Source organism: Bacillus sp. TSO22 (assembly GCF_020223595.1).
GTDB lineage: Bacteria > Bacillota > Bacilli > Bacillales > Bacillaceae > Bacillus > Bacillus inaquosorum.
Genome location: NZ_JAHAWO010000013.1, coordinates 146,094 through 165,216, shown reverse-complemented (window position 1 = coordinate 165,216; position 19,123 = coordinate 146,094). Strand labels below are relative to the sequence as shown.

Annotated in this window: 16 protein-coding genes and 1 pseudogene; 12 read left to right on the top strand and 5 right to left on the bottom strand. The window is 46.5% G+C overall.

Features of this window, described 5'->3' with window-relative positions:
- The first annotated feature begins 117 nt into the window (after nt 1-117).
- The 5 genes from KHQ79_RS16550 to KHQ79_RS16530 all read left to right on the top strand — a co-directional run bounded on the left by KHQ79_RS16550 (nt 118) and on the right by KHQ79_RS16530 (nt 5,694).
- Nucleotides 118-1,626 carry an extracellular solute-binding protein gene (locus tag KHQ79_RS16550; protein WP_225516110.1) on the top strand — a complete coding sequence of 503 codons (1,509 nt, stop codon included), beginning with the start codon at nt 118-120 and terminating at the stop codon, nt 1,624-1,626.
- A 54-nt stretch (nt 1,627-1,680) separates the two neighbouring features.
- The gene (locus tag KHQ79_RS16545) at nt 1,681-2,637 is read left to right on the top strand and encodes an ABC transporter permease (protein ID WP_225516108.1); all 957 of its coding nucleotides are present in this window, start codon (nt 1,681-1,683) and stop codon (nt 2,635-2,637) included.
- Nucleotides 2,638-2,650: 13 nt separating this feature from the next.
- Complete coding sequence (locus tag KHQ79_RS16540; RefSeq protein ID WP_019257725.1) at nt 2,651-3,538, top strand: carbohydrate ABC transporter permease; 888 nt, start codon at nt 2,651-2,653, stop codon at nt 3,536-3,538.
- An 8-nt stretch (nt 3,539-3,546) separates the two neighbouring features.
- Nucleotides 3,547-4,887: a family 4 glycosyl hydrolase gene (gene lplD / locus KHQ79_RS16535; protein WP_225516106.1), complete on the top strand. Its 1,341-nt coding sequence runs from the start codon at nt 3,547-3,549 to the stop codon at nt 4,885-4,887.
- A 111-nt stretch (nt 4,888-4,998) separates the two neighbouring features.
- Nucleotides 4,999-5,694: a DUF421 domain-containing protein gene (locus KHQ79_RS16530; protein WP_003239992.1), complete on the top strand. Its 696-nt coding sequence runs from the start codon at nt 4,999-5,001 to the stop codon at nt 5,692-5,694.
- 39 nt (nt 5,695-5,733) lie between these two features.
- Here the strand turns inward: KHQ79_RS16530 and hmoA are convergent, their stop codons facing one another.
- From hmoA to KHQ79_RS16515, 3 genes are all read right to left on the bottom strand, one after another.
- The gene (hmoA, locus tag KHQ79_RS16525; RefSeq protein ID WP_003239990.1) at nt 5,734-6,057 is read right to left on the bottom strand and encodes a heme-degrading oxygenase HmoA; all 324 of its coding nucleotides are present in this window, start codon (nt 6,055-6,057) and stop codon (nt 5,734-5,736) included.
- A gap of 99 nt (nt 6,058-6,156) precedes the next feature.
- Nucleotides 6,157-6,519, bottom strand: coding sequence for a VOC family protein (locus KHQ79_RS16520; protein WP_225516104.1), 363 nt, complete (start codon nt 6,517-6,519; stop codon nt 6,157-6,159).
- 93 nt (nt 6,520-6,612) lie between these two features.
- A complete protein-coding gene (locus KHQ79_RS16515) occupies nt 6,613-7,167 on the bottom strand; it encodes a hypothetical protein (protein WP_225516103.1) in 555 nt (184 codons plus the stop codon).
- A 196-nt stretch (nt 7,168-7,363) separates the two neighbouring features.
- On the opposite strand from KHQ79_RS16515, the gene KHQ79_RS16510 reads away from it, so the two are divergent.
- From KHQ79_RS16510 to KHQ79_RS16495, 4 genes and pseudogenes are all read left to right on the top strand, one after another.
- Nucleotides 7,364-8,236, top strand: a complete 873-nt coding sequence (locus KHQ79_RS16510; RefSeq protein WP_060398125.1) for an STAS domain-containing protein — start codon at nt 7,364-7,366, stop codon at nt 8,234-8,236.
- A gap of 156 nt (nt 8,237-8,392) precedes the next feature.
- Nucleotides 8,393-8,560 carry a YezD family protein gene (locus KHQ79_RS16505; protein ID WP_014476089.1) on the top strand — a complete coding sequence of 56 codons (168 nt, stop codon included), beginning with the start codon at nt 8,393-8,395 and terminating at the stop codon, nt 8,558-8,560.
- A 108-nt stretch (nt 8,561-8,668) separates the two neighbouring features.
- Nucleotides 8,669-9,313, top strand: a complete 645-nt coding sequence (locus KHQ79_RS16500) for a Bax inhibitor-1/YccA family protein (RefSeq protein ID WP_019257729.1) — start codon at nt 8,669-8,671, stop codon at nt 9,311-9,313.
- A pseudogene (locus KHQ79_RS16495) lies at nt 9,313-10,304 on the top strand (DMT family transporter). Before KHQ79_RS16500 ends, KHQ79_RS16495 begins: the two are co-directional and overlap by 1 nt.
- Nucleotides 10,305-10,327: 23 nt before the next feature.
- Here the strand turns inward: KHQ79_RS16495 and yetL are convergent.
- Nucleotides 10,328-10,831, bottom strand: coding sequence for a transcriptional regulator YetL (gene yetL, locus KHQ79_RS16490; RefSeq protein ID WP_019257731.1), 504 nt, complete (start codon nt 10,829-10,831; stop codon nt 10,328-10,330).
- Between the two features lie 158 nt (nt 10,832-10,989).
- On the opposite strand from yetL, the gene KHQ79_RS16485 reads away from it, so the two are divergent.
- Entirely contained in the window at nt 10,990-12,099 is a 1,110-nt protein-coding gene (locus KHQ79_RS16485; RefSeq protein WP_225516101.1) for an FAD-dependent oxidoreductase, read from the top strand.
- A 34-nt stretch (nt 12,100-12,133) separates the two neighbouring features.
- Here the strand turns inward: KHQ79_RS16485 and KHQ79_RS16480 are convergent, their stop codons facing one another.
- On the bottom strand, nt 12,134-13,204 hold the full coding sequence (locus tag KHQ79_RS16480; RefSeq protein ID WP_003239976.1) for a DUF3900 domain-containing protein: 1,071 nt from the start codon (nt 13,202-13,204) through the stop codon (nt 12,134-12,136).
- A 149-nt stretch (nt 13,205-13,353) separates the two neighbouring features.
- Here KHQ79_RS16480 and cypD point away from each other — a divergent pair, with 149 nt between their 5' ends.
- Nucleotides 13,354-16,539, top strand: a complete 3,186-nt coding sequence (gene cypD, locus KHQ79_RS16475; RefSeq protein ID WP_225516099.1) for a bifunctional P-450/NADPH--P450 reductase — start codon at nt 13,354-13,356, stop codon at nt 16,537-16,539.
- A gap of 438 nt (nt 16,540-16,977) precedes the next feature.
- The gene (ltaS1, locus tag KHQ79_RS16470; protein WP_225516273.1) at nt 16,978-18,897 is read left to right on the top strand and encodes a lipoteichoic acid synthase LtaS1; all 1,920 of its coding nucleotides are present in this window, start codon (nt 16,978-16,980) and stop codon (nt 18,895-18,897) included.
- Nucleotides 18,898-19,123: the final 226 nt, after the last annotated feature.

The following is a 19,123-nucleotide window of genomic DNA, read 5'->3' as shown; positions in this document are numbered from 1 at the left end:
GCAATTTCATAGGAGAAATGGTGCAAAAAATGAAGATTGCAAGAATTTATGTAAGCGCTTTATATTTGGAGGGGCAAAGGGGAAATGCAAAATGAAAAAAAGGGGGACCTACGCATCATGAAAAATGGAATGCGAAAAAAATGGCTGGCCTTGCCGCTCGCTGCCATGATGATCGCCGGATGCAGCAATTCGGAATCATCCAGTTCAGCAGGCGGTTCGAAAGACACGATCAAAATTATGGCGCCGCTCTTATCGCCGGAAAGCCCGAGTGAAAAGAGCCCTTCATTAAAAGCGCTCGAAAAATATACAGGCAAAGATATTAAGGTGACATGGGTGCCTGATTCATCCTACAACGACAAATTTAACATCGTTATGGCTTCCGGAGAGATGCCTCATGCCATTGTGATTAAAGATAAATCAGCGGGCTTTATCAAGTCCGTCAAAGCGGGGGCATTTTGGGAGCTGTCTCCTTATTTAAAAGACTACAAGAATATAAGCCAGGCAGATGAAAAGATTTTGAAGAACAGCTCGGTGAACGGCGAGGTGTACGGAATCTACAGAACGAGGGACCTGATCAGAGCGTGTATGATCATCAGAACCGACTGGCTTAAAAACGTCGGTCTGGATATGCCGGAAACGATTGATGATTTTTATGAAGTGCTGAAAGCCTTTAAGGAAAAAGATCCTGACGGAAACGGAAAGGATGATACGTACGGCATGGTCGTGCCGAAATGGATGGGGCTCGGCAACGGAAGCCCGTGGGATGTTCTGCAAATCTGGTTCGGCGCTCCGAACCGCTACGGCGTTGAAAACGGAAAGCTGGTTCCTGATTTTACAACGAAGGAATACATGGAGGCGCTCACTTTTTTTAAAAAGCTTTATGATGAAGGCTTAATCAATAAGGACTTTGCGGTCATGGATTCAGCGAAGTGGAACGATCCGGTTGTGAAAGGAAAAGCGGGTGTCATCGTTGATACAGGCTCCAGAGCGTCTCAAATCCAAAGCGCGATGGAGGAGGCGGATGAGTCGAACAAGGATATCATTGATATCGTCGGCTCGCTTGAGGGACCGAATGGCAAGCGCACCTTCCCGACATCCGGTTATTCAGGCATGATCGCGATACCAAAATCAAGCGTCAAAACCGAAAAAGAGCTGAAAGAGGTGCTGTCCTTCCTCGATAAGATGAATGATAAGGAAGCGCAGATTCTCACGAACAACGGCGTGGAGGGCCGCAATTACGAGCTCAAGGACGGCGTATTCACCTCACTTGAAAAAAACAACAAATCACTCCTCTATGAGCATGAAGGCTTGGCGCAGTTCAGCATGTCGATTCCGAAAAGCGAGTATTACATCGAAGACCAGAAAACAAAGCTCTTCCAGCATCGCAAGGACATCATAACCGAAGGAGAAAAAATAGCCGTCTTTAACCCGGCTGAGTCGCTTGTATCTGATGTGTATACCCAAAAAGGAGCCCAGCTTGACAACATCATTCTCGACGCGAGAACACAATTTATCATTGGAGAAATTGATGAAAAAGGGTTCGAGGATGCGGTGGAGCTTTGGAAAAACAGCGGCGGCAATGAACTGATGAAGGACTTGAACAAATTGTATCAATCGTCAAAATAAACCGATGCGCCTGCCGTTCGGCGGGCGCGCCGGTACCACGAAAGGAGAACAGATATGGAAACAGTGCCGAAGAAGGGAGATTCACCTGTTCTCACTGCTGGAAAAGGCATCAGCTGGATGGCTGCGCTCAAACGGGACAAATGGCTTTATCTTCTTCTTATTCCCGGTCTACTTTATTTTTTGATATTCAAATACTTGCCGATGTGGGGCGTGCTAATTGCATTTAAGGATTATTCTCCATATCTCGGCTTCTGGAAAAGCGAATGGGTTGGCTTTGATTATTTCAAAGACTTTTTTATGAATCCGGATTTTTTTCGGCTGCTGCGCAACACGCTTATGCTGGCGAGCCTGGATCTTTTGTTTGCCTTTCCTGCACCGCTCATTTTGGCCTTGCTTTTGAATGAGCTGAGAAAGGCCGTGTATAAAAGATGCATCCAAACCTTTATTTACGTGCCCCATTTTGTGTCATGGACAATCGTGGTCAGCATCACCTTTGTTTTCTTTACTGTTGATACCGGTGTGATCAACAAAATGGTCATGAGCTTGACAGGTGAGCAGATTTCCTTCTTATCAGACGCGGACTGGTTCCGGCCGATGATCGTGATGCAAAGCATCTGGAAGGAGACAGGCTGGGGAACGATTTTATTTCTGGCCGCGCTGGCGACGGTTGATCAGGAGCAGTATGAAGCCGCCATTATGGACGGAGCGGGCCGGTTCAGGAGAATGTGGCATATTACGCTGCCGGCAATCAGAAGCACCATTATCGTTTTGTTGATTTTAAGAATCGGCAGCTTTTTGAATCTCGGCTTTGAACAGGTGTATTTGATGACGAACTCGCTCAACCGCAGTGTGGCCGACATTTTTGACACGTACGTGTACATGATGGGGATTACCCAAGGCGCGTACAGCTACAGTACAGCAGTCGGTTTGTTTAAATCGGTTGTCGGGATTATCTTGATTTTCGGCGCCAATTACATTGCGAAAAAGTTTGATCAGGAAGGATTGTTTTAGAGGAGGGAGAGGTATGGCTGAAGTTCACACGATGCACAACACAAAAGCCGGACGGGTGTTTGATGTCTGCAACATTCTGTTTCTCGGCGGTGTCGGCGCGATTACCATTTTGCCGTTTTTGTATATTATCGCGGGTTCCTTTGCGACAGAAGCGGAGCTCGCCCAGCGCAGCTTCTTTATTTTCCCGAAAACCTTTACACTCGATGCTTATAAGTATGTGTTTTCGACACCGACGTTCATCCGAAGCATGGGCGTATCCATCTTCATCACCGTGGTGGGGACGGCTGTGCAGCTGTTTTTCACCTTCACGATGGCGTATCCGCTGGCGAAGCGGCATGTGAAGGGGCGGAATCTGCTGTTGAACCTGGTGATTTTCTCCATGCTGTTTTCCGGCGGCATGATTCCGACGTACCTTGTCGTGAAATCACTTGGCCTATTGGATACGTATTGGGCATTGATTCTGCCGATGGCGATCAATCCGTTCAATCTTATTATTATCAAAAACTTCTTTCAGCAGCTGCCGCGTGAGCTGGAGGAATCGGCAAAAATTGATGGCTGTTCCGAAATCGGCGTTTTCTGGCGAATCGCCCTGCCGCTGTCAAAGCCGGTTATTGCGACTTTTGCGCTGTTTTATGCGGTCGGGATTTGGAATGATTTCTTCCACGCCCTCTTATATATCAATGACAGTGCAAAATGGCCGCTGCAAATGGTGCTTCGCCAAGTCACAATCTTATCGGATTTAACGGCGACCAATGGCGATACGATGCAAAATACCGTTCCGCCTGAGCAGGGGATTAAACTCGCCGTCATTGTGATTGCGACGCTTCCGATTTTGGCGGTCTATCCCTTCTTACAAAAACACTTTGCGAAAGGAATGCTGATCGGTTCGGTGAAAGGCTGAGAAAGGGAGTGTTTCATATCAGTACGTTAAATCAGATTAAAATCGCCTATATCGGCGGGGGATCTCAAGGCTGGGCCAGAAGCCTGATGAGTGATCTGTCGATTGATGAACGGATGTCAGGCACGGTGGCGCTCTATGATCTTGATTTTGAAGCGGCTCAAAAAAATGAAGTGATCGGCAATTACAGCGGAGACGGCAGATGGAGGTACGAAGCAGTTTCTACTTTGAAAAGGGCGTTATCAGGCGCGGATATCGTCATTATTTCTATTTTGCCGGGTTCACTGGATGACATGGAAATCGATGTCCACTTGCCTGAGCGCTGCGGCATTTATCAATCTGTGGGTGATACTGTCGGGCCGGGCGGGATCATCAGAGGTTTAAGAGCGGCCCCGATGTTTGCGGAAATTGCCCGGGCAATAAGAGACTACGCACCGGAATCATGGGTCATTAATTATACAAATCCGATGTCTGTCTGTACAAGAGTGCTGTATAAAGTCTTTCCCGGCATCAAAGCCATTGGCTGCTGCCACGAGGTATTCGGCACGCAAAAGCTGCTGGCGGAAATGGTCACGGAAAGGCTCGGAGTAGAGGTGCTGCGGCGCGAAGATATCCGCGTCAATGTACTCGGCATTAACCATTTCACATGGATCACGGAAGCCTCTTACCGCCATATTGACCTGCTGCCTATATTCCATGAATTCAGCGCGCATTATGGAGAATCAGGGTATGAGCTGCAGGGGGAAAGCTGGAGGGATAGCGTCTTTCGTTCGGCACACCGTGTCGCGTTTGATTTATTTGAAACGTATGGCGCCATCCCCGCTGCAGGTGACAGGCACCTGGCAGAATTTCTTCACGGTCCTTACCTCAAACAGCCTGAGGCTTGGAAATTTCATCTCACATCTGTATCATTCAGAAAACAAGACAGAGATGAGAAACGAAAAGAAACAGAACGATTGATCGTACAAAAACGGGGCGCTGCCGGGAAAGCCTCGGGAGAAGAAGGCGTGAACATCATAGCGGCTCTTCTCGGATTGGGTGAATTCGTCACGAATGTAAATGTGCCGAATCAAGGCCAAGTTTCGAATCTTCCTTTACAAGCGATTGTCGAAACGAATGCATTGATTACCCGCAACAGCGTCCACCCGATTTTCTCTGGAGCGCTGCCGAAAGGTGTGGAAATGCTGGCGGCTAGGCACGTATCCAATCAGGAGGCAGTGGCGGTAGCCGGTTTAACAAAGGATCGCGCTCTCGCATTTCAGGCGTTTCTCAATGATCCGCTTGTCACAATTGACCGCAGTGATGCAGAGCGGCTTTTTCATGACATGCTGGCAATGCACCAAATGATGTGAAAACGGCAGCCGGCGACGGGCTGCTTTTTTTATCGAAATGTGCAGTTCCGGTTTAGAAATAGTGCAGTTGACCATAATGGTAGTAGCTTTTAAGAAGTAGGTGCTATCAACGTGGGAGATTATCTAAATGTAGCAATAGAATTAGTTTGCGGTCTCGGTATTTTATTTGTCATTTTGAAGTTTCTTGGGAAAACCCAATTCTCTCAACTTACTCCGTTTGACTTTATTTCTGCTTTAATTTTAGGGGAACTGGTTGGAAATGCCGTCTATGATCATGAAATCAAGATTAAAGAAATTATTTTTGCTTCGCTTCTATGGGGCTTGCTTATCTTTTTAATTGAATTGATTACACAAAAGCTAAAAGGATCCAGAAAGTTTCTGGAGGGCGAACCAAATATTGTGATCCATAAAGGAAAGCTGAAATACAAGATGCTGAAGGAAAACAAGCTCGATATTAATCAGCTGCAAAGCCTCCTGAGACAAAAAGGCTGCTTTTCGATTCAGGAAGTGGAATATGCGATTTTGGAAACAAACGGGATGATCAGTGTGCTCCCGAAAGCCGATTTTGATAAACCGACCAGAAAAGATATGAACCTTCCGCCTAAGGATGTGTCTTTGCCGGCTACATTAATACTGGATGGGGAGATTGTGTTTGACAACCTGACGGAAGCAGGCGTGGATGAACAATGGCTGAAACAATCGCTGCAAAAGCATGGAGTTGAAAGGGTTGAGGACGTCTTATATGCGGAGTGGCACGCCAACCAGCCTCTTTATCTCATCACATACGAAGAAAGCAGTTCATCATGACCGCAAAAAAGAGCTTGCAGCTGGTGCAAGCTCTTTTTGTTATTCGTGAGTCCCTTGTTTAACAGCTCTTACATGATACATGCTCACTTCAGTGCTGATCAGATAGTCAGGCTTTGGTTTGCCTTTGTTTGCTTTATGGCCGGCGATATGCGCATCGCTCTTTTCCCATTGCTTCCAGTGATCCTCAGATTCCCAGCGAATCATGACAACAACTTCCTCATCACCGCGGCGGACGTTTTTCTCAAGCACTGTCACATCAATTAAACCTTCTTGTTTTTCAATGATTCCTTCAGCGCTGAAACGTTCTATGACTTTATCTGCATGGCCTTCTTTTACCGTCATTTTTCTCAATTGAACAAACATCGTCTCTCTCCAATCATTCTCATATATGAATGATTGTAAATGAAATTCATTCTCAATGTCAAAGGAAGAGCACGGCGGAATAGAACCGCCGCCGCATCGTTATTCTTTCAATAAAAACACATTGCCGTCTTCGTCCTTAAATTGAACGAAGGTGCCCCACTCCATTTGATTGGGCTCACCGAGAAATTCTACACCGTTTGTTTTCATTTTCTCGTATGTATCAAAGATGTCTTCACATTCAAACACGATAGAAGCATTCATTTGTTCAGAGCCTTTCATCATAGCTTTCGGGTAAATGACTAAACGAGTCTGGGCTCCTTTTGGCGAAACCTCCAGCCAGCTTGCCTCGGGCCCCATCGGGTGGTCCGCCGCAATATCAAAGCCAACCTTCTCCGCCCAAAATTGCTTCGCTTTCTGCTGGTCTTCAACATATACAGCAACAGTGCCAATTTGTTTGATCATAGGGAAACCTCCAATTTGAAAGATAGTAATACTATAACCTGTTTATGGCCGAAGTAACATAAAAAAATCAGCCGGAAAACGGCTGATTTTCGATTAATACGAGCAGCTCACAACATCTATCAAATTAGTGTCTAAGGCGAAATAAACCCAGCGTCGCCGTGAAGGATCCCAATAAAAGCCGCCGACGGATCTTCTGCCAAGAATGATCGGGAAGAACCAAAATGAGCGGCCATTGGTTAACCAAACATAGGTAAACCGGAAGAGGCAAGGCCGAATGGTGATGGGTTCAACTAAAAAAGCAGCTCCTTGAGTACCCTGCGGCTTTTGCGGCTTCGCTGGTATTTGGGAAGGCGGGGGGCCCTGTGGCGCACCGCCGAAACCAGGTACAGCCCCGCCCCCAATGCCAGGGCCAGAACCGCCGCCGAAGCCAGGTACAGCCCCACCGCCAATACCAGGGCCGGAACCGCCGCCGAAGCCAGGCAAAGCCCCGCTGCCAATGCCAGGGCCGGATCCGCCGCCAGTACCGGGCACAGCCCCGCCGCCGATGCCCGACCATGGGTAACCATTTGGATAACGGTATTCATATTCAAAAGCAGGCCAAGGATCATAAAAATGCCCGGCAAACATATAAGGATCAACATAATACATGTGATAACGTCCTTTCTCATTGTAAACTGTACATTTGCAGTCTATGCATGCGGACGTTTATTGGTGCATTCGCCTATGGATGAAATTGGAATGTGTTCGGGATGCAGAATCATTTCATTTTTCCCTAGTCCCATTCACAATTCCGATTTATCATTTTATAATGAAAGAGCTTCTATTATGAAAAAGGAGACAGACCGTGAATATCGATCAATTATTATATCAATATATCATAGACCACACTGCGGATATTACTGACAAATGGTTCAGTTTGCGATGTCAGCTGAAAGGCGAGCTATATTCCGCCGACCATTTAAGTGAAGAAATGAAAAAGCTCTTAACCGAGCAGCATACGTTTACCAATATAACAATCGCAAGCGCATTTCTGGAGGATCAAACCGAGTTCCAAGAAAATATGACTAAATGGGCGCAAACCGTCGCGAAAAACAGGGTAGAGCAAGATGTTCAGGTGCATGAGGTCGTAGAAGCCATATCAAACTCAAGAATCTCATTCTGGGATGCTGTCGTTGCGTTTATAAAAGAGAATCAGGATATCGTCACAAATGAGGATGCCGACCGGTGGAACCGCATTGTGAATCAGTCGTTCGATAAGCTGATTATTGAATTTTCCGAGCAGTACCAAAAATTTATGCTGATGAGGCTCACGTCTCAGCAGGAACTGATTTCTGAGCTGGGCTGCCCGGTCATTTCCATTGCGGATGGAATCGGGATATTGCCGCTAATCGGCTCCATAGATACGAAACGGGCACAGGTCATTTTAGAAACAGTGCCTGTCCGCTGTATCGAGAGAAAAATCACAAGCCTTGTCGTTGATCTTTCGGGTGTTCCGATTGTGGATACCATGGTGGCGCAGCAACTGTACAACCTGTCAAAAACGCTTGTCTTATTAGGCGTTAAAGCTGTATTTTCAGGGATTCGCCCGGATGTGGCCCAGACATCGATTCAATTGGGGCTAGATTTCAGTGAATATGAAACATACGGCACGCTGAAGCAGGCATTAGAAAATATGGGCGTCCGCTGTATTGTTGAGGAATTGGAAGAAAACAGATAGGAAGTCTGATTAGGCATATGATTGTCCGCCATCGGGTGATCATGTGCCTTTTTGATTTGAACAGAAAACACCATTGATTTATCAAAAAAAACATAATATTATAATTCTTATAAGAATACTGTGAATTAAAATAAATTCAACAGGGGGGAAGGTCCTTTGGTTTCAAAATCAACCATTGATCCGGAAGTGATTGAAAAAATAATCAGCTCGCTGGAAACGCTCGACTTCGGCACCGTTCAGATTACGGTTCATGATTCTCAGGTTACCCAAATTGAGAAAATAGAAAAGCACCGTTTTTCGCTGAAAAGGAAAGAATCAAAGTGATCGCATAAGGGCGTTTGTTTTCATTAAATTCTCCTTAAAACATATACATATTTCATCCAATTTTTATATAATAGACCTTTAAGATCATTTTTTAGGAGGATTTTTGACATGCAAGCTACGGTTCACGAGAGTAAGCAATCGATCATGCAGCGCATTTTGACAGTCTTTGTTTTCACACTGTTAATCGCAACTGTCGGTCTTTTTATCGGCCAATTTGTTCCTATCGCTTTGATGCTCCCGCTTTCTATTCTTGAAGTGGGGATGATTATTCTGGCCTTCTGGATGCGCAGAAGAAAAGCGGTCGGATATGCGTTTGTATATACATTCGCGTTTGTTTCAGGCATTACCTTATTTCCGATCGTCAGCCACTACGCTTCCATCGCCGGCGCCTATGTCGTGCTTGAAGCTTTTGGCTCTACATTTGTTATTTTTGCTGTTCTGGGCACAATCGGCGCAAAAATGAAGAAGGATTTATCCTTCCTGTGGTCATTTCTGCTGGTAGCGGTGCTCGCACTGGCAGTGGTTGGCATTTTCAATATTTTCAGTCCGTTAAACTCAGCGGCGATGATGGCGTATTCCGTGATCGGAACCATCGTCTTTTCCCTTTACATTTTGTATGATTTGAACCAAATCAAACACCGCCATATTACGGAAGACTTAATTCCTGTTATGGCATTATCGCTGTACCTTGACTTTATCAACTTGTTCATCAACCTGCTTCGCTTCTTCGGCATTTTGAGCAGTGATGATTAATCAGAGAGCGCCTGTCATTGGATAGGCGCTTTTCGTCATACATAAAAAGGCAGGTGATGTAGTGATGAAAAAACAAATGGGCGCTTATGTCTCCTTGGCAGCAGCCATGGCGATCGTCGGCAGCTCGGTCGTCGTCGGCAAGCTGATGGTCGAGCGCATTCCGGTTTTTCTATCCACGGGACTGCGTTTTTTGCTGGCTTCTATCGTATTGCTGACGCTGCTGTTTTGCATTGAAAAAGGGTTTCCGGCTTTGACGAAAAAAGATGTGTTCGTATTACTGGTGCAATCATTCACAGGTGTGTTTTTGTTCAGTATTTGCCTGCTGTATGGGGTTCAATATACAACAGGAACGGAAAGCGGCATTTTGACAAGCACAACCCCGATGGTGATCGGGATTTTATCCTTTTTCCTGCTTAGAGAAAAAATTGAGAAAAAGACGCTGATCGGCATTTTGCTGGCGGTTTGCGGCGTAATGGCGATTAATCTGTTTGGTGCGGGGAGCCAAGACGGGACGCCGCACGCCTTATTCGGGAACATGCTGATCATTGCTGCAGTCATTGGCGAAGCGTTGTTTACATTGATGGCCAAGCTGCTATCTCCGCATATTTCGGCACTGGCGATTTCGACCTTCGTATCATGCTTCGGCTTCCTGTTTTTTCTCCCGTTTGCTTTGTTTGAGGCCTCTTCATTTGATTTCAGCGTGCCGACTGTTTTGGATTGGTCGTATGTGCTGTATTACGCGCTTTTTGTGACCGTTTTGGCGTTTTACCTATGGTATAGCGGAGTGACGAAGGTGCCGGCGGGAGTGTCGGGCATTTTCACATCCGTTCTTCCGGTCTCTGCTGTCATTTTGTCAGGTGTGATATTGAAGGAGCCGTTTGAGCTTGTGCATTTGATCGGCATTGCATGTGTCATCAGCGGCATATTTGTTACGGTCATAAAGAAAAAACAGCCGGATACGTATCCGGCTTCAGAAGAAAAGACGCTGTAGCCTGTCCTGGCCGGACGGGTTTTTTAGTCTTTAAACACGCTTAGCTTTTCAAAAAGATCACCAAGCATCTTCACGAACATGTCTTTTTCCTCATCGCTGTAGTTTTCCATCACCGCGGAGATTTTGCTGAAATGGCCGGGCAGAAATTGCTCCAGCCGTTCTTTGCCTTCCTTTGTCAGTTCAATGCTGATTTTTCGTTTATCCTCTGTGTGATGTCTGCGGCTGACAAACCCGTCCCTCGCCAGCCCGTCCAGCAGCCCTGTAATCGTTGCTTTCGTGACGTTGGATTGCTTGGCAAGCTCGGTCGGACTTAACGTATGGTCCTTGGCATCAAAGAGCAACATCAGGATTTTGAATTTTCCTTCTGACAGCCCGCGGCCTGCGAAATAATGCTCCATCACATGATTCATTTTTTTTGAGATATCAAAAAGAGATAAAAACAATTCAAGAGAGCCGGCGTCAATATTAGCATACGTCTCGGCGTGCTCTGTTATATGCTTATATTTCGGTAAATGTTTTAATTCCATCATAATAACTCCCGTACGTTCGTTGTGACACGATTATAAAGGAGCGAAAATCATAACGCAACTTGTCTTGGAGATGATTGACAGCTTTTCACGGGACATAGTAAGGTAATATAGTTAGGTGCCTAACTATATAGAGAACTGAAAAGGTGGTTATTTATATGAAACATATTTTGATAGCGGGAGGCGGAATCGGCGGATTATCAGCGGCCATTTCCCTTAGTAAAGCAGGGTTTTCCGTCACCTTGTGTGAAGCGGCTACAGAAAACCGCAAAACGGGTGCGGGGATTCTCCAGCCGCAAAACGCACTGGCGGTCTTGAAAGAATTGGGCATATTCGAAGAGTGCTGTAAGCATGGCTTTCAAACACAATGGTTTAAAACGTTTGATGCACAGGGGGATTTGCTGTTTCAAGTCAGTGAATCCTTTTTAGACGATACACTTCCGGGACGAAATAATATTCTGCGAAAGACGCTAAATGACATTCTCATTAAGCATGCCGAGGCGGCGGGTGTACATATCAAGTGGGGGAAAAAGGTTGTCGCCTATGAAGAAACGATTGAATCGGTTACTGCCGTATGTGAAGACGGAGAGAAGATACAGGCTGATATTCTGGCAGGCTTTGACGGCATCCACTCCGTTGTTCGCGATAAGATGCTGCAAAAGGAAACAGAAAAAGAGCACCTCGGCATGGGGGCGTGGCGCTTTTATATCGAGCTTCCTGATTTTACATTTGAGGACGCGACATTGATGTATAGAAGCGGAGACACACAAATTGGCGTCGTGCCATTGGCAGAACACGCCGGCTATGTCTTCGTTCTCCAGCCTTGCACAAGTGATTACTGGGATATAAAAGATACCCGATTTGATAGAGTAAAAGAGATTCTCTCTGGTTTTCCGGGGCTCGATTTTGTCACAAAGCATATGTCAAAAGAGCATCCTGTCATATTTAACAAACTGGAACAGGTCGCAGTGCAGGAGCCATGGTACAAAGGCCGCGTCGTCATCGGAGGAGACGCCGCCCATGCCGGAGCGCCGACCTTAGCACAAGGAGCGGCAATGGCCATCGAGGATGCCATCGTCCTCGCCGAAGAACTCAAAAACCACGACGACATCGAAACCGCATTTCATGCGTATTACGAAAGAAGAGCCCCAAGAGCGCTCAAAGTCCAGAACCTATCCTCAGAAATCGTCCGCCGCGGGCTAAAAGGAGAGCCGGGAGCGGAAGAGCTGATCGGGGAGTGCTATGCGGTGTTGAGGGAAGGGTACTAATAGGAAAAGTCCAGAAAGTAATTTCTGGACTTTTTTATTCTTGCTCTGTTTTGTGGCGTATCCGATCAATCACCTCATGCAGCCCCTCAGGCTTATAAAACTCCACCGGAGAACTGCCCTTCTCAAAAGAAATCGTCTCGGCTTCAATCAGCGCGACATAGCGCCCGTTCACTTTTGCGAGGTGAATCGAATCGCCAAAATCCGCTAGCAATCCCTTAATCTCAGTTTCTCCGACTTTCATTTTCAGCTGGGCTTCGGGCGTGTGCTCGATGATTTGGGCGGAGGCTTCGATGACTTGATGGGTGTCGAGGCGCTCTTGGATTTCCCGTTTTTCGCTTGCTTCCCATATTTCGATGTCGTGCTCGAACTGCTTGAGCTCTTCGCTGTTGTCTTCAAATGTCTCGTAGACGTGCTCCTGCACCATGTTCATGACCTGGTTTTTCATGATTTCCGGCATCGATTCTCCGTACTCGACGAATTTCAGAAAGTCCTCAAAATAGCGGGCGTGCGAGGCTTGGTGGATTTTCAGCTCGCCTTCCTCGACCATCCCTTCCTCCGGCATGAACGGGTATTGGATGCTTTTCATGTTTTTTGTCGTAATCGCCATTTCGACTTTTTTAATAAGAGAAGACGCGTCTGAAATGCGGGCGACCTTTGGCTCGAAATCACATTTCATAATGAAGACAAATGACTCGTCGAAGTATTTTCTCGGCACGGCCGAAGCGACGAGGAACACACCGCCGCGGACTGCGCTCGTGTCGAGGTACGTGCGGACGAACTGCTCGCTCAGCTCGTTAAAGTCCTCTTTTGTTTCCGCCAGGCGCGCACGGTTGAACATGTTATAGTTCGGGTTGGAATCGAGCTCGTGGCCGGGTTCGACGATAAAATGGCCGATTTTCGTCGGCACCTGCTCGGACTGCGGATGGCGGTCTGCTTTCCGTTTGACGATTTTTTTTAGCTCCCCGTCGAGAAAGTCCTTCAGCTCGCTTTCTTCAAATTCACCCGTATCAAGGGTCTGGAAGTGCTTGAACTGCTTGTTTGCCTGCTCGTCCTTGCCTTCCACCTGTATGACATAAAAGGATAAAAATCGAATTTCAAAATCCATATATGAACTCACCTTATTCGCGTATTGTACAGCTTCTCAAGTATAGAAAAAACGATGTTCGTACGTCAATCAGAGGAACGGAATAATCCTGACCATGAAAGGGAAATGTAGTCAGATAGAAGGCATTTCATACGGAAAGGAATGGTTCGATGAAGGAAACAAGCCCGATTCCTCAGCCAAAGACGTTTGGGCCGCTCGGCAACCTGCCTTTAATTGATAAAGACAGACCGACATTGTCGCTGATTAAATTGGCGGAAGAGCAGGGCCCGATTTTTCAAATTCATACACCTGCGGGCACGACGATTGTGGTGTCCGGCCATGAATTGGTGAAAGAGGTTTGTGATGAAGAGCGGTTCGATAAAAGCATTGAAGGCGCCTTGGAGAAGGTTCGCGCGTTTTCCGGGGACGGATTATTTACAAGCTGGACACATGAGCCTAACTGGAGAAAAGCGCACAATATTCTGATGCCAACGTTCAGCCAGCGGGCCATGAAGGACTACCATGAGAAAATGGTCGATATCGCCGTTCAGCTCATTCAAAAATGGGCCAGGCTCAACCCGAATGAAGCAGTCGATGTCCCTGGAGATATGACCCGGCTGACGCTCGACACAATTGGGCTGTGCGGGTTTAACTATCGCTTTAACAGCTACTACAGAGAAACGCCCCACCCGTTTATCAACAGCATGGTGCGGGCGCTTGATGAAGCGATGCACCAGATGCAGCGGCTTGATTTTCAAGATAAGCTTATGGTCAGAACAAAACGGCAATTTCATCATGATATTCAAACGATGTTTTCGTTAGTCGACAGCATTATTGCGGAGCGGAGATCGAATGGAGACCAGGATGAAAAAGATTTGCTTGCCCGCATGCTGAATGTGGAAGATCCGGAAACAGGTGAAAAGCTTGACGATGAAAATATCCGTTTTCAAATCATTACGTTTTTGATTGCCGGGCATGAAACAACGAGCGGCCTGCTTTCCTTTGCGATCTACTATTTATTGAAGCATCCTGACAAACTGAAAAAGGCGTATGAAGAGGTTGACCGGGTGCTGACGGATGCAGCGCCGACTTATAAACAAGTGCTCGAGCTGACATACATACGGATGATTTTAAATGAATCCTTGCGCTTATGGCCAACAGCTCCTGCTTTCAGCCTTTATCCAAAGGAAGACACAGTCATTGGCGGAAAATACCCGATTACAACGAAAGACAGAATTTCTGTGCTGATTCCGCAGCTTCATCGTGATCGAGACGCTTGGGGAGCGGACGCTGAAGAATTCCGTCCGGAACGGTTCGAACATCAGGACCAAGTGCCTCATCATGCGTACAAACCGTTCGGAAATGGACAGCGGGCCTGTATCGGCATGCAGTTTGCCCTTCATGAAGCGACACTTGTGCTGGGCATGGTTTTAAAATATTTCACGTTAATTGATCATGAGAATTATGAGCTTGATATTAAACAAACTTTAACACTCAAGCCTGGCGATTTTCGCATCAGGGTTCAAACCAGGAATCAGGAAGCCATTCATGCGGACGTCCCGGCAGCTGAAAAAGCGGCGCCTGATGAGCAAAAAGAGAAAACAGAAACAAAGGGTGCATCGGTCATCGGTCTTAACAACCGCCCGCTTCTCGTGCTGTACGGATCTGATACAGGCACTGCAGAAGGCGTCGCCCGGGAGCTTGCGGATACTGCCAGTCTTCACGGCGTAAGGACCGAGGTGGCACCTCTGAACGACCAGATTGGCAAGCTGCCGCAGGAGGGGGCTATTGTCATTGTGACCTCTTCTTATAACGGAAAGCCGCCAAGCAATGCGGGGCAGTTTGTTCAGTGGCTTCAAGAAATCAAACCGGGTGAGCTTGAGGGCGTCCATTATGCGGTATTTGGCTGTGGCGACCACAACTGGGCGAGCACGTATCAATACGTGCCGAGATTCATTGATGAGCAGCTTGCGGAGAAAGGCGCGACTCGGTTTTCTCCGCGCGGAGAGGGTGATGTAAGCGGCGATTTTGAAGGGCAGCTTGACGAGTGGAAAAAAAGCATGTGGTCCGACGCCATCAAAGCATTCGGACTAGAGCTTAATGAAAACGCCGATAAGGAACGAAGCACGCTGAGCCTTCAGTTTGTCAGAGGGCTGGGCGAGTCCCCGCTGGCCCGATCGTACGAGGCAGCTCATGCATCCATTGCTGAAAATCGTGAACTCCAGTCCGCAAACAGCGACCGCAGCACCCGCCATATCGAAATCGCACTGCCGCCGGATGTTGAATATCGAGAGGGCGACCACCTTGGCGTCTTGCCGAGGAACAGCCAAACCAATGTCAGCCGGATTCTTCACCGCTTCGGTCTGAAGGGAACCGACCAGGTGACATTGTCGGCAAGCGGACGCAGTGCGGGGCATTTGCCTTTGGGCCGGCCTGTCAGTCTGCAAGATCTTCTCAGCTACAGCGTCGAGGTGCAGGAAGCGGCTACAAGGGCGCAAATAAGGGAGCTGGCGGCATTCACAGTCTGCCCGCCGCATAAACGCGAATTAGAAGATCTGACGGCAGAGGGTGTCTACCAGGAACAAATATTGAAAAAACGGATTTCCATGCTGGATTTGCTTGAAAAATATGAAGCGTGCGACATGCCATTTGAACGATTTTTAGAGCTTTTACGGCCGTTAAAACCGAGATATTACTCGATTTCAAGCTCTCCAAGGGTGAATCCGGAGCAAGCATCCATTACAGTCGGTGTTGTACGAGGCCCTGCTTGGAGCGGCCTTGGCGAATACAGAGGTGTGGCTTCAAATTACTTAGCTGAACGCAAGACGGGGGATGATGTCGTGATGTTTGTCCGTACACCGGAATCCCGGTTTCAGCTTCCGGAAAACCCTGAAACCCCTATCATTATGGTCGGGCCGGGTACAGGAGTAGCGCCATTCCGCGGTTTTCTCCAAGCTCGCGCAGCTTTAAAGCGGGAGGTAAAAACGCTCGGTGAAGCCCATCTCTATTTCGGATGCAGGAACGATCGGGATTTTATTTACCGTGAAGAGCTTGAGCAGTTTGAAAAAGACGGAATCGTCACTGTCCACACAGCCTTTTCCCGAAAAGAAGGCATGCCGAAAACGTATGTCCAGCATCTCATGTCTGACCATGCAGAAACATTAATTTCGATTCTCGATCGCGGAGGCAGGCTCTATGTATGCGGTGATGGCAGCAAAATGGCCCCAGATGTGGAGGCAGCGCTGCAAAAAGCATATCAGTCTGTTCATGGCACCAGCGAACAAGAAGCACAAAACTGGCTGAAACATCTGCAGGATACCGGTATATATGCAAAAGATGTTTGGTCGGGGCTGTAAAGACTGGAGACATCCAGTCTTTTTTTGTCCTTTCAAAAAAATGTGATGGAGCTAAACGTTAGTGCATACAATAGCCACAGTCCGCTTGAAGGGCGGGCTGTCTGCAAAACCTATTTTTCGTTTTTGCTAGTTTATGTTATTCTTATACTCGGTATCTATTTCTTTTTTCCGCGGCACACACGACAAAAGAAATCCTTTTTTTATTTTGCGAGAAAAAATGTGAAACGAAACGAAGGCTTCTTTCGTCCAGTGTTTGGTTTGAAATAGGTGTAATAAAACTGGTATGGTGCAAAGCGTAAATATTCCGGGGGGTACCGCGGTGTATTTATTGTTGTGTGATGCCTTGATTTTGTTTGGAAAGAAGGAATTGGAAGACAGGATAAAGAGCAGGTAAATATGAATGAAGAACTTAAAGTGTTTAAGAAAGTAGAGGTTGCCATGAAGAAACTTTTTTCTTACAAACTTAGCTTTTTTGTGCTGGCTGTTATACTGTTTTGGGCAAAAACGTATTTATCCTACAAGACTGAATTTAATCTTGGGGTAAAAGGCACAACCCAGGAGATCCTCCTGGTATTTAACCCGTTCTCAAGCGCCGTCTTCTTTTTAGGACTGGCTTTGCTGGCGAAAGGGCGAAAATCAGCCATTATCATGCTGATTATCGATTTTGTGATGACATTTGTGTTATATGCAAATATTTTATTCTATCGTTTCTTTGACGATTTCTTGACGTTCCCGAACATCAAACAGTCCGGCAACGTCGGAAACATGGGAGACGGGATTTTCAGCATCATGGCCGGTCATGATATTTTCTATTTCTTAGATATCATTATTTTGATTGCGGTATTGATCTGGAGACCTGAATTAAAAGAATACAAAATGAAAAAACGTTTTGCGTCTTTGGTGATCCTTTCCGGGATCGCACTGTTTTTCATCAACCTGCACTATGCGGAAAAAGACCGTCCGCAGCTGCTGACAAGAACGTTTGACCGCAATTATATCGTGAAATATTTAGGTCTTTACAATTACACCATTTATGACGGTGTTCAGACGGCTCAAACGGAAACGCAAAGAGCCTACGCGAGCAGCGATGATTTAACAAGCGTCGAGAATTACACGACGTCACATTATGCGAAACCGAATGCCGAGTACTTCGGCTCTGCCAAAGGCAAAAATATCATTAAGATTCACCTCGAAAGCTTCCAGTCATTCCTGATTGATTACAAGCTGAATGGTGAAGAGGTGACGCCGTTCTTAAATAAACTCGCACACGGCGGGGAAGATGTGACGTATTTTGATAACTTCTTCCATCAGACAGGTCAGGGAAAAACATCTGATGCCGAGCTGACAATGGATAACTCCATCTTCGGTCTTCCTGAAGGCTCCGCGTTTGTGACGAAAGGCGAAAACACATATCAGTCGCTTCCTGCGATTTTAGACCAGAAGGAAGGCTACACAAGCGCCGTCCTGCATGGTGACTACAAGTCGTTCTGGAACCGTGACCAGATTTACAAACATATCGGATATGACAAATTCTTCGACGCAAGCACGTATGATATGTCAGATGAGAACGTCATTAATATGGGACTCAAGGATAAGCCGTTCTTTACAGAGTCGATTCCAAAACTTGAATCTCTTAAACAGCCGTTTTACGCGCATTTGATTACTTTGACAAACCATTATCCATTTAACCTGGATGAAGAAGATGCGTCCATTAAAAAAGCGACAACCGGTGATAAAACAGTTGATAATTACTTCCAGACAGCCCGTTACCTTGACGAGGCGCTTGAGCAATTCTTCAAGGAGCTGAAGGAAGCCGGTCTGTATGACGACTCAGTCATCGTGATTTACGGTGACCATAACGGTATTTCTGAAAATCATAACCGTGCGATGAAAGAAATTCTTGGAAAAGAGATCACAGATTATCAAAACGCACAGAACCAGCGCGTGCCGCTGATGATCCGCGTTCCTGGCAAAAAAGGCGGAGTGAACCATACGTATGGCGGTGAAATTGACGTCATGCCGACACTTCTGCACTTACAAGGAATTGATTCTCAGAAATACATCAACTTCGGTACTGATTTATTCTCTAAAGACCACGACGATACAGTGGCGTTCAGAAACGGAGACTTCGTGACGCCGAAGTACACATCTGTCGATAATGTCATTTACGATACGAAGACTGGTGAAAAACTGAAAGCGAATGAAGAAACGAAGAATCTGAAAACAAGAGTGAACCAGCAGCTAAGTCTGTCAGACAGTGTCCTGTACAAAGACTTGCTGAGATTCCACAAACTCAGCGATTTCACAGCCGTTGATCCGTCTGATTATCATTACGGCAAGGAAAAAGAAATCAAATAAGACGAGAAAGAGCCTTGAGCGGGCACATTGCCTTCGCTCAAGGCTCTTTTTTTTTGGTTACATAACCAACTTGAAAAAATAGATTCCATTTGGTCACCAAGGCCGCCTTTCTCTCATATCATTACAGTAGATTTTGAAACCGGTATTGAAGTCGGACAAATTATCGGGGAAACGCCTTGATAGATTGTAAAGATGTACCAGGTTTCGAACTCAATATTCATAGAGA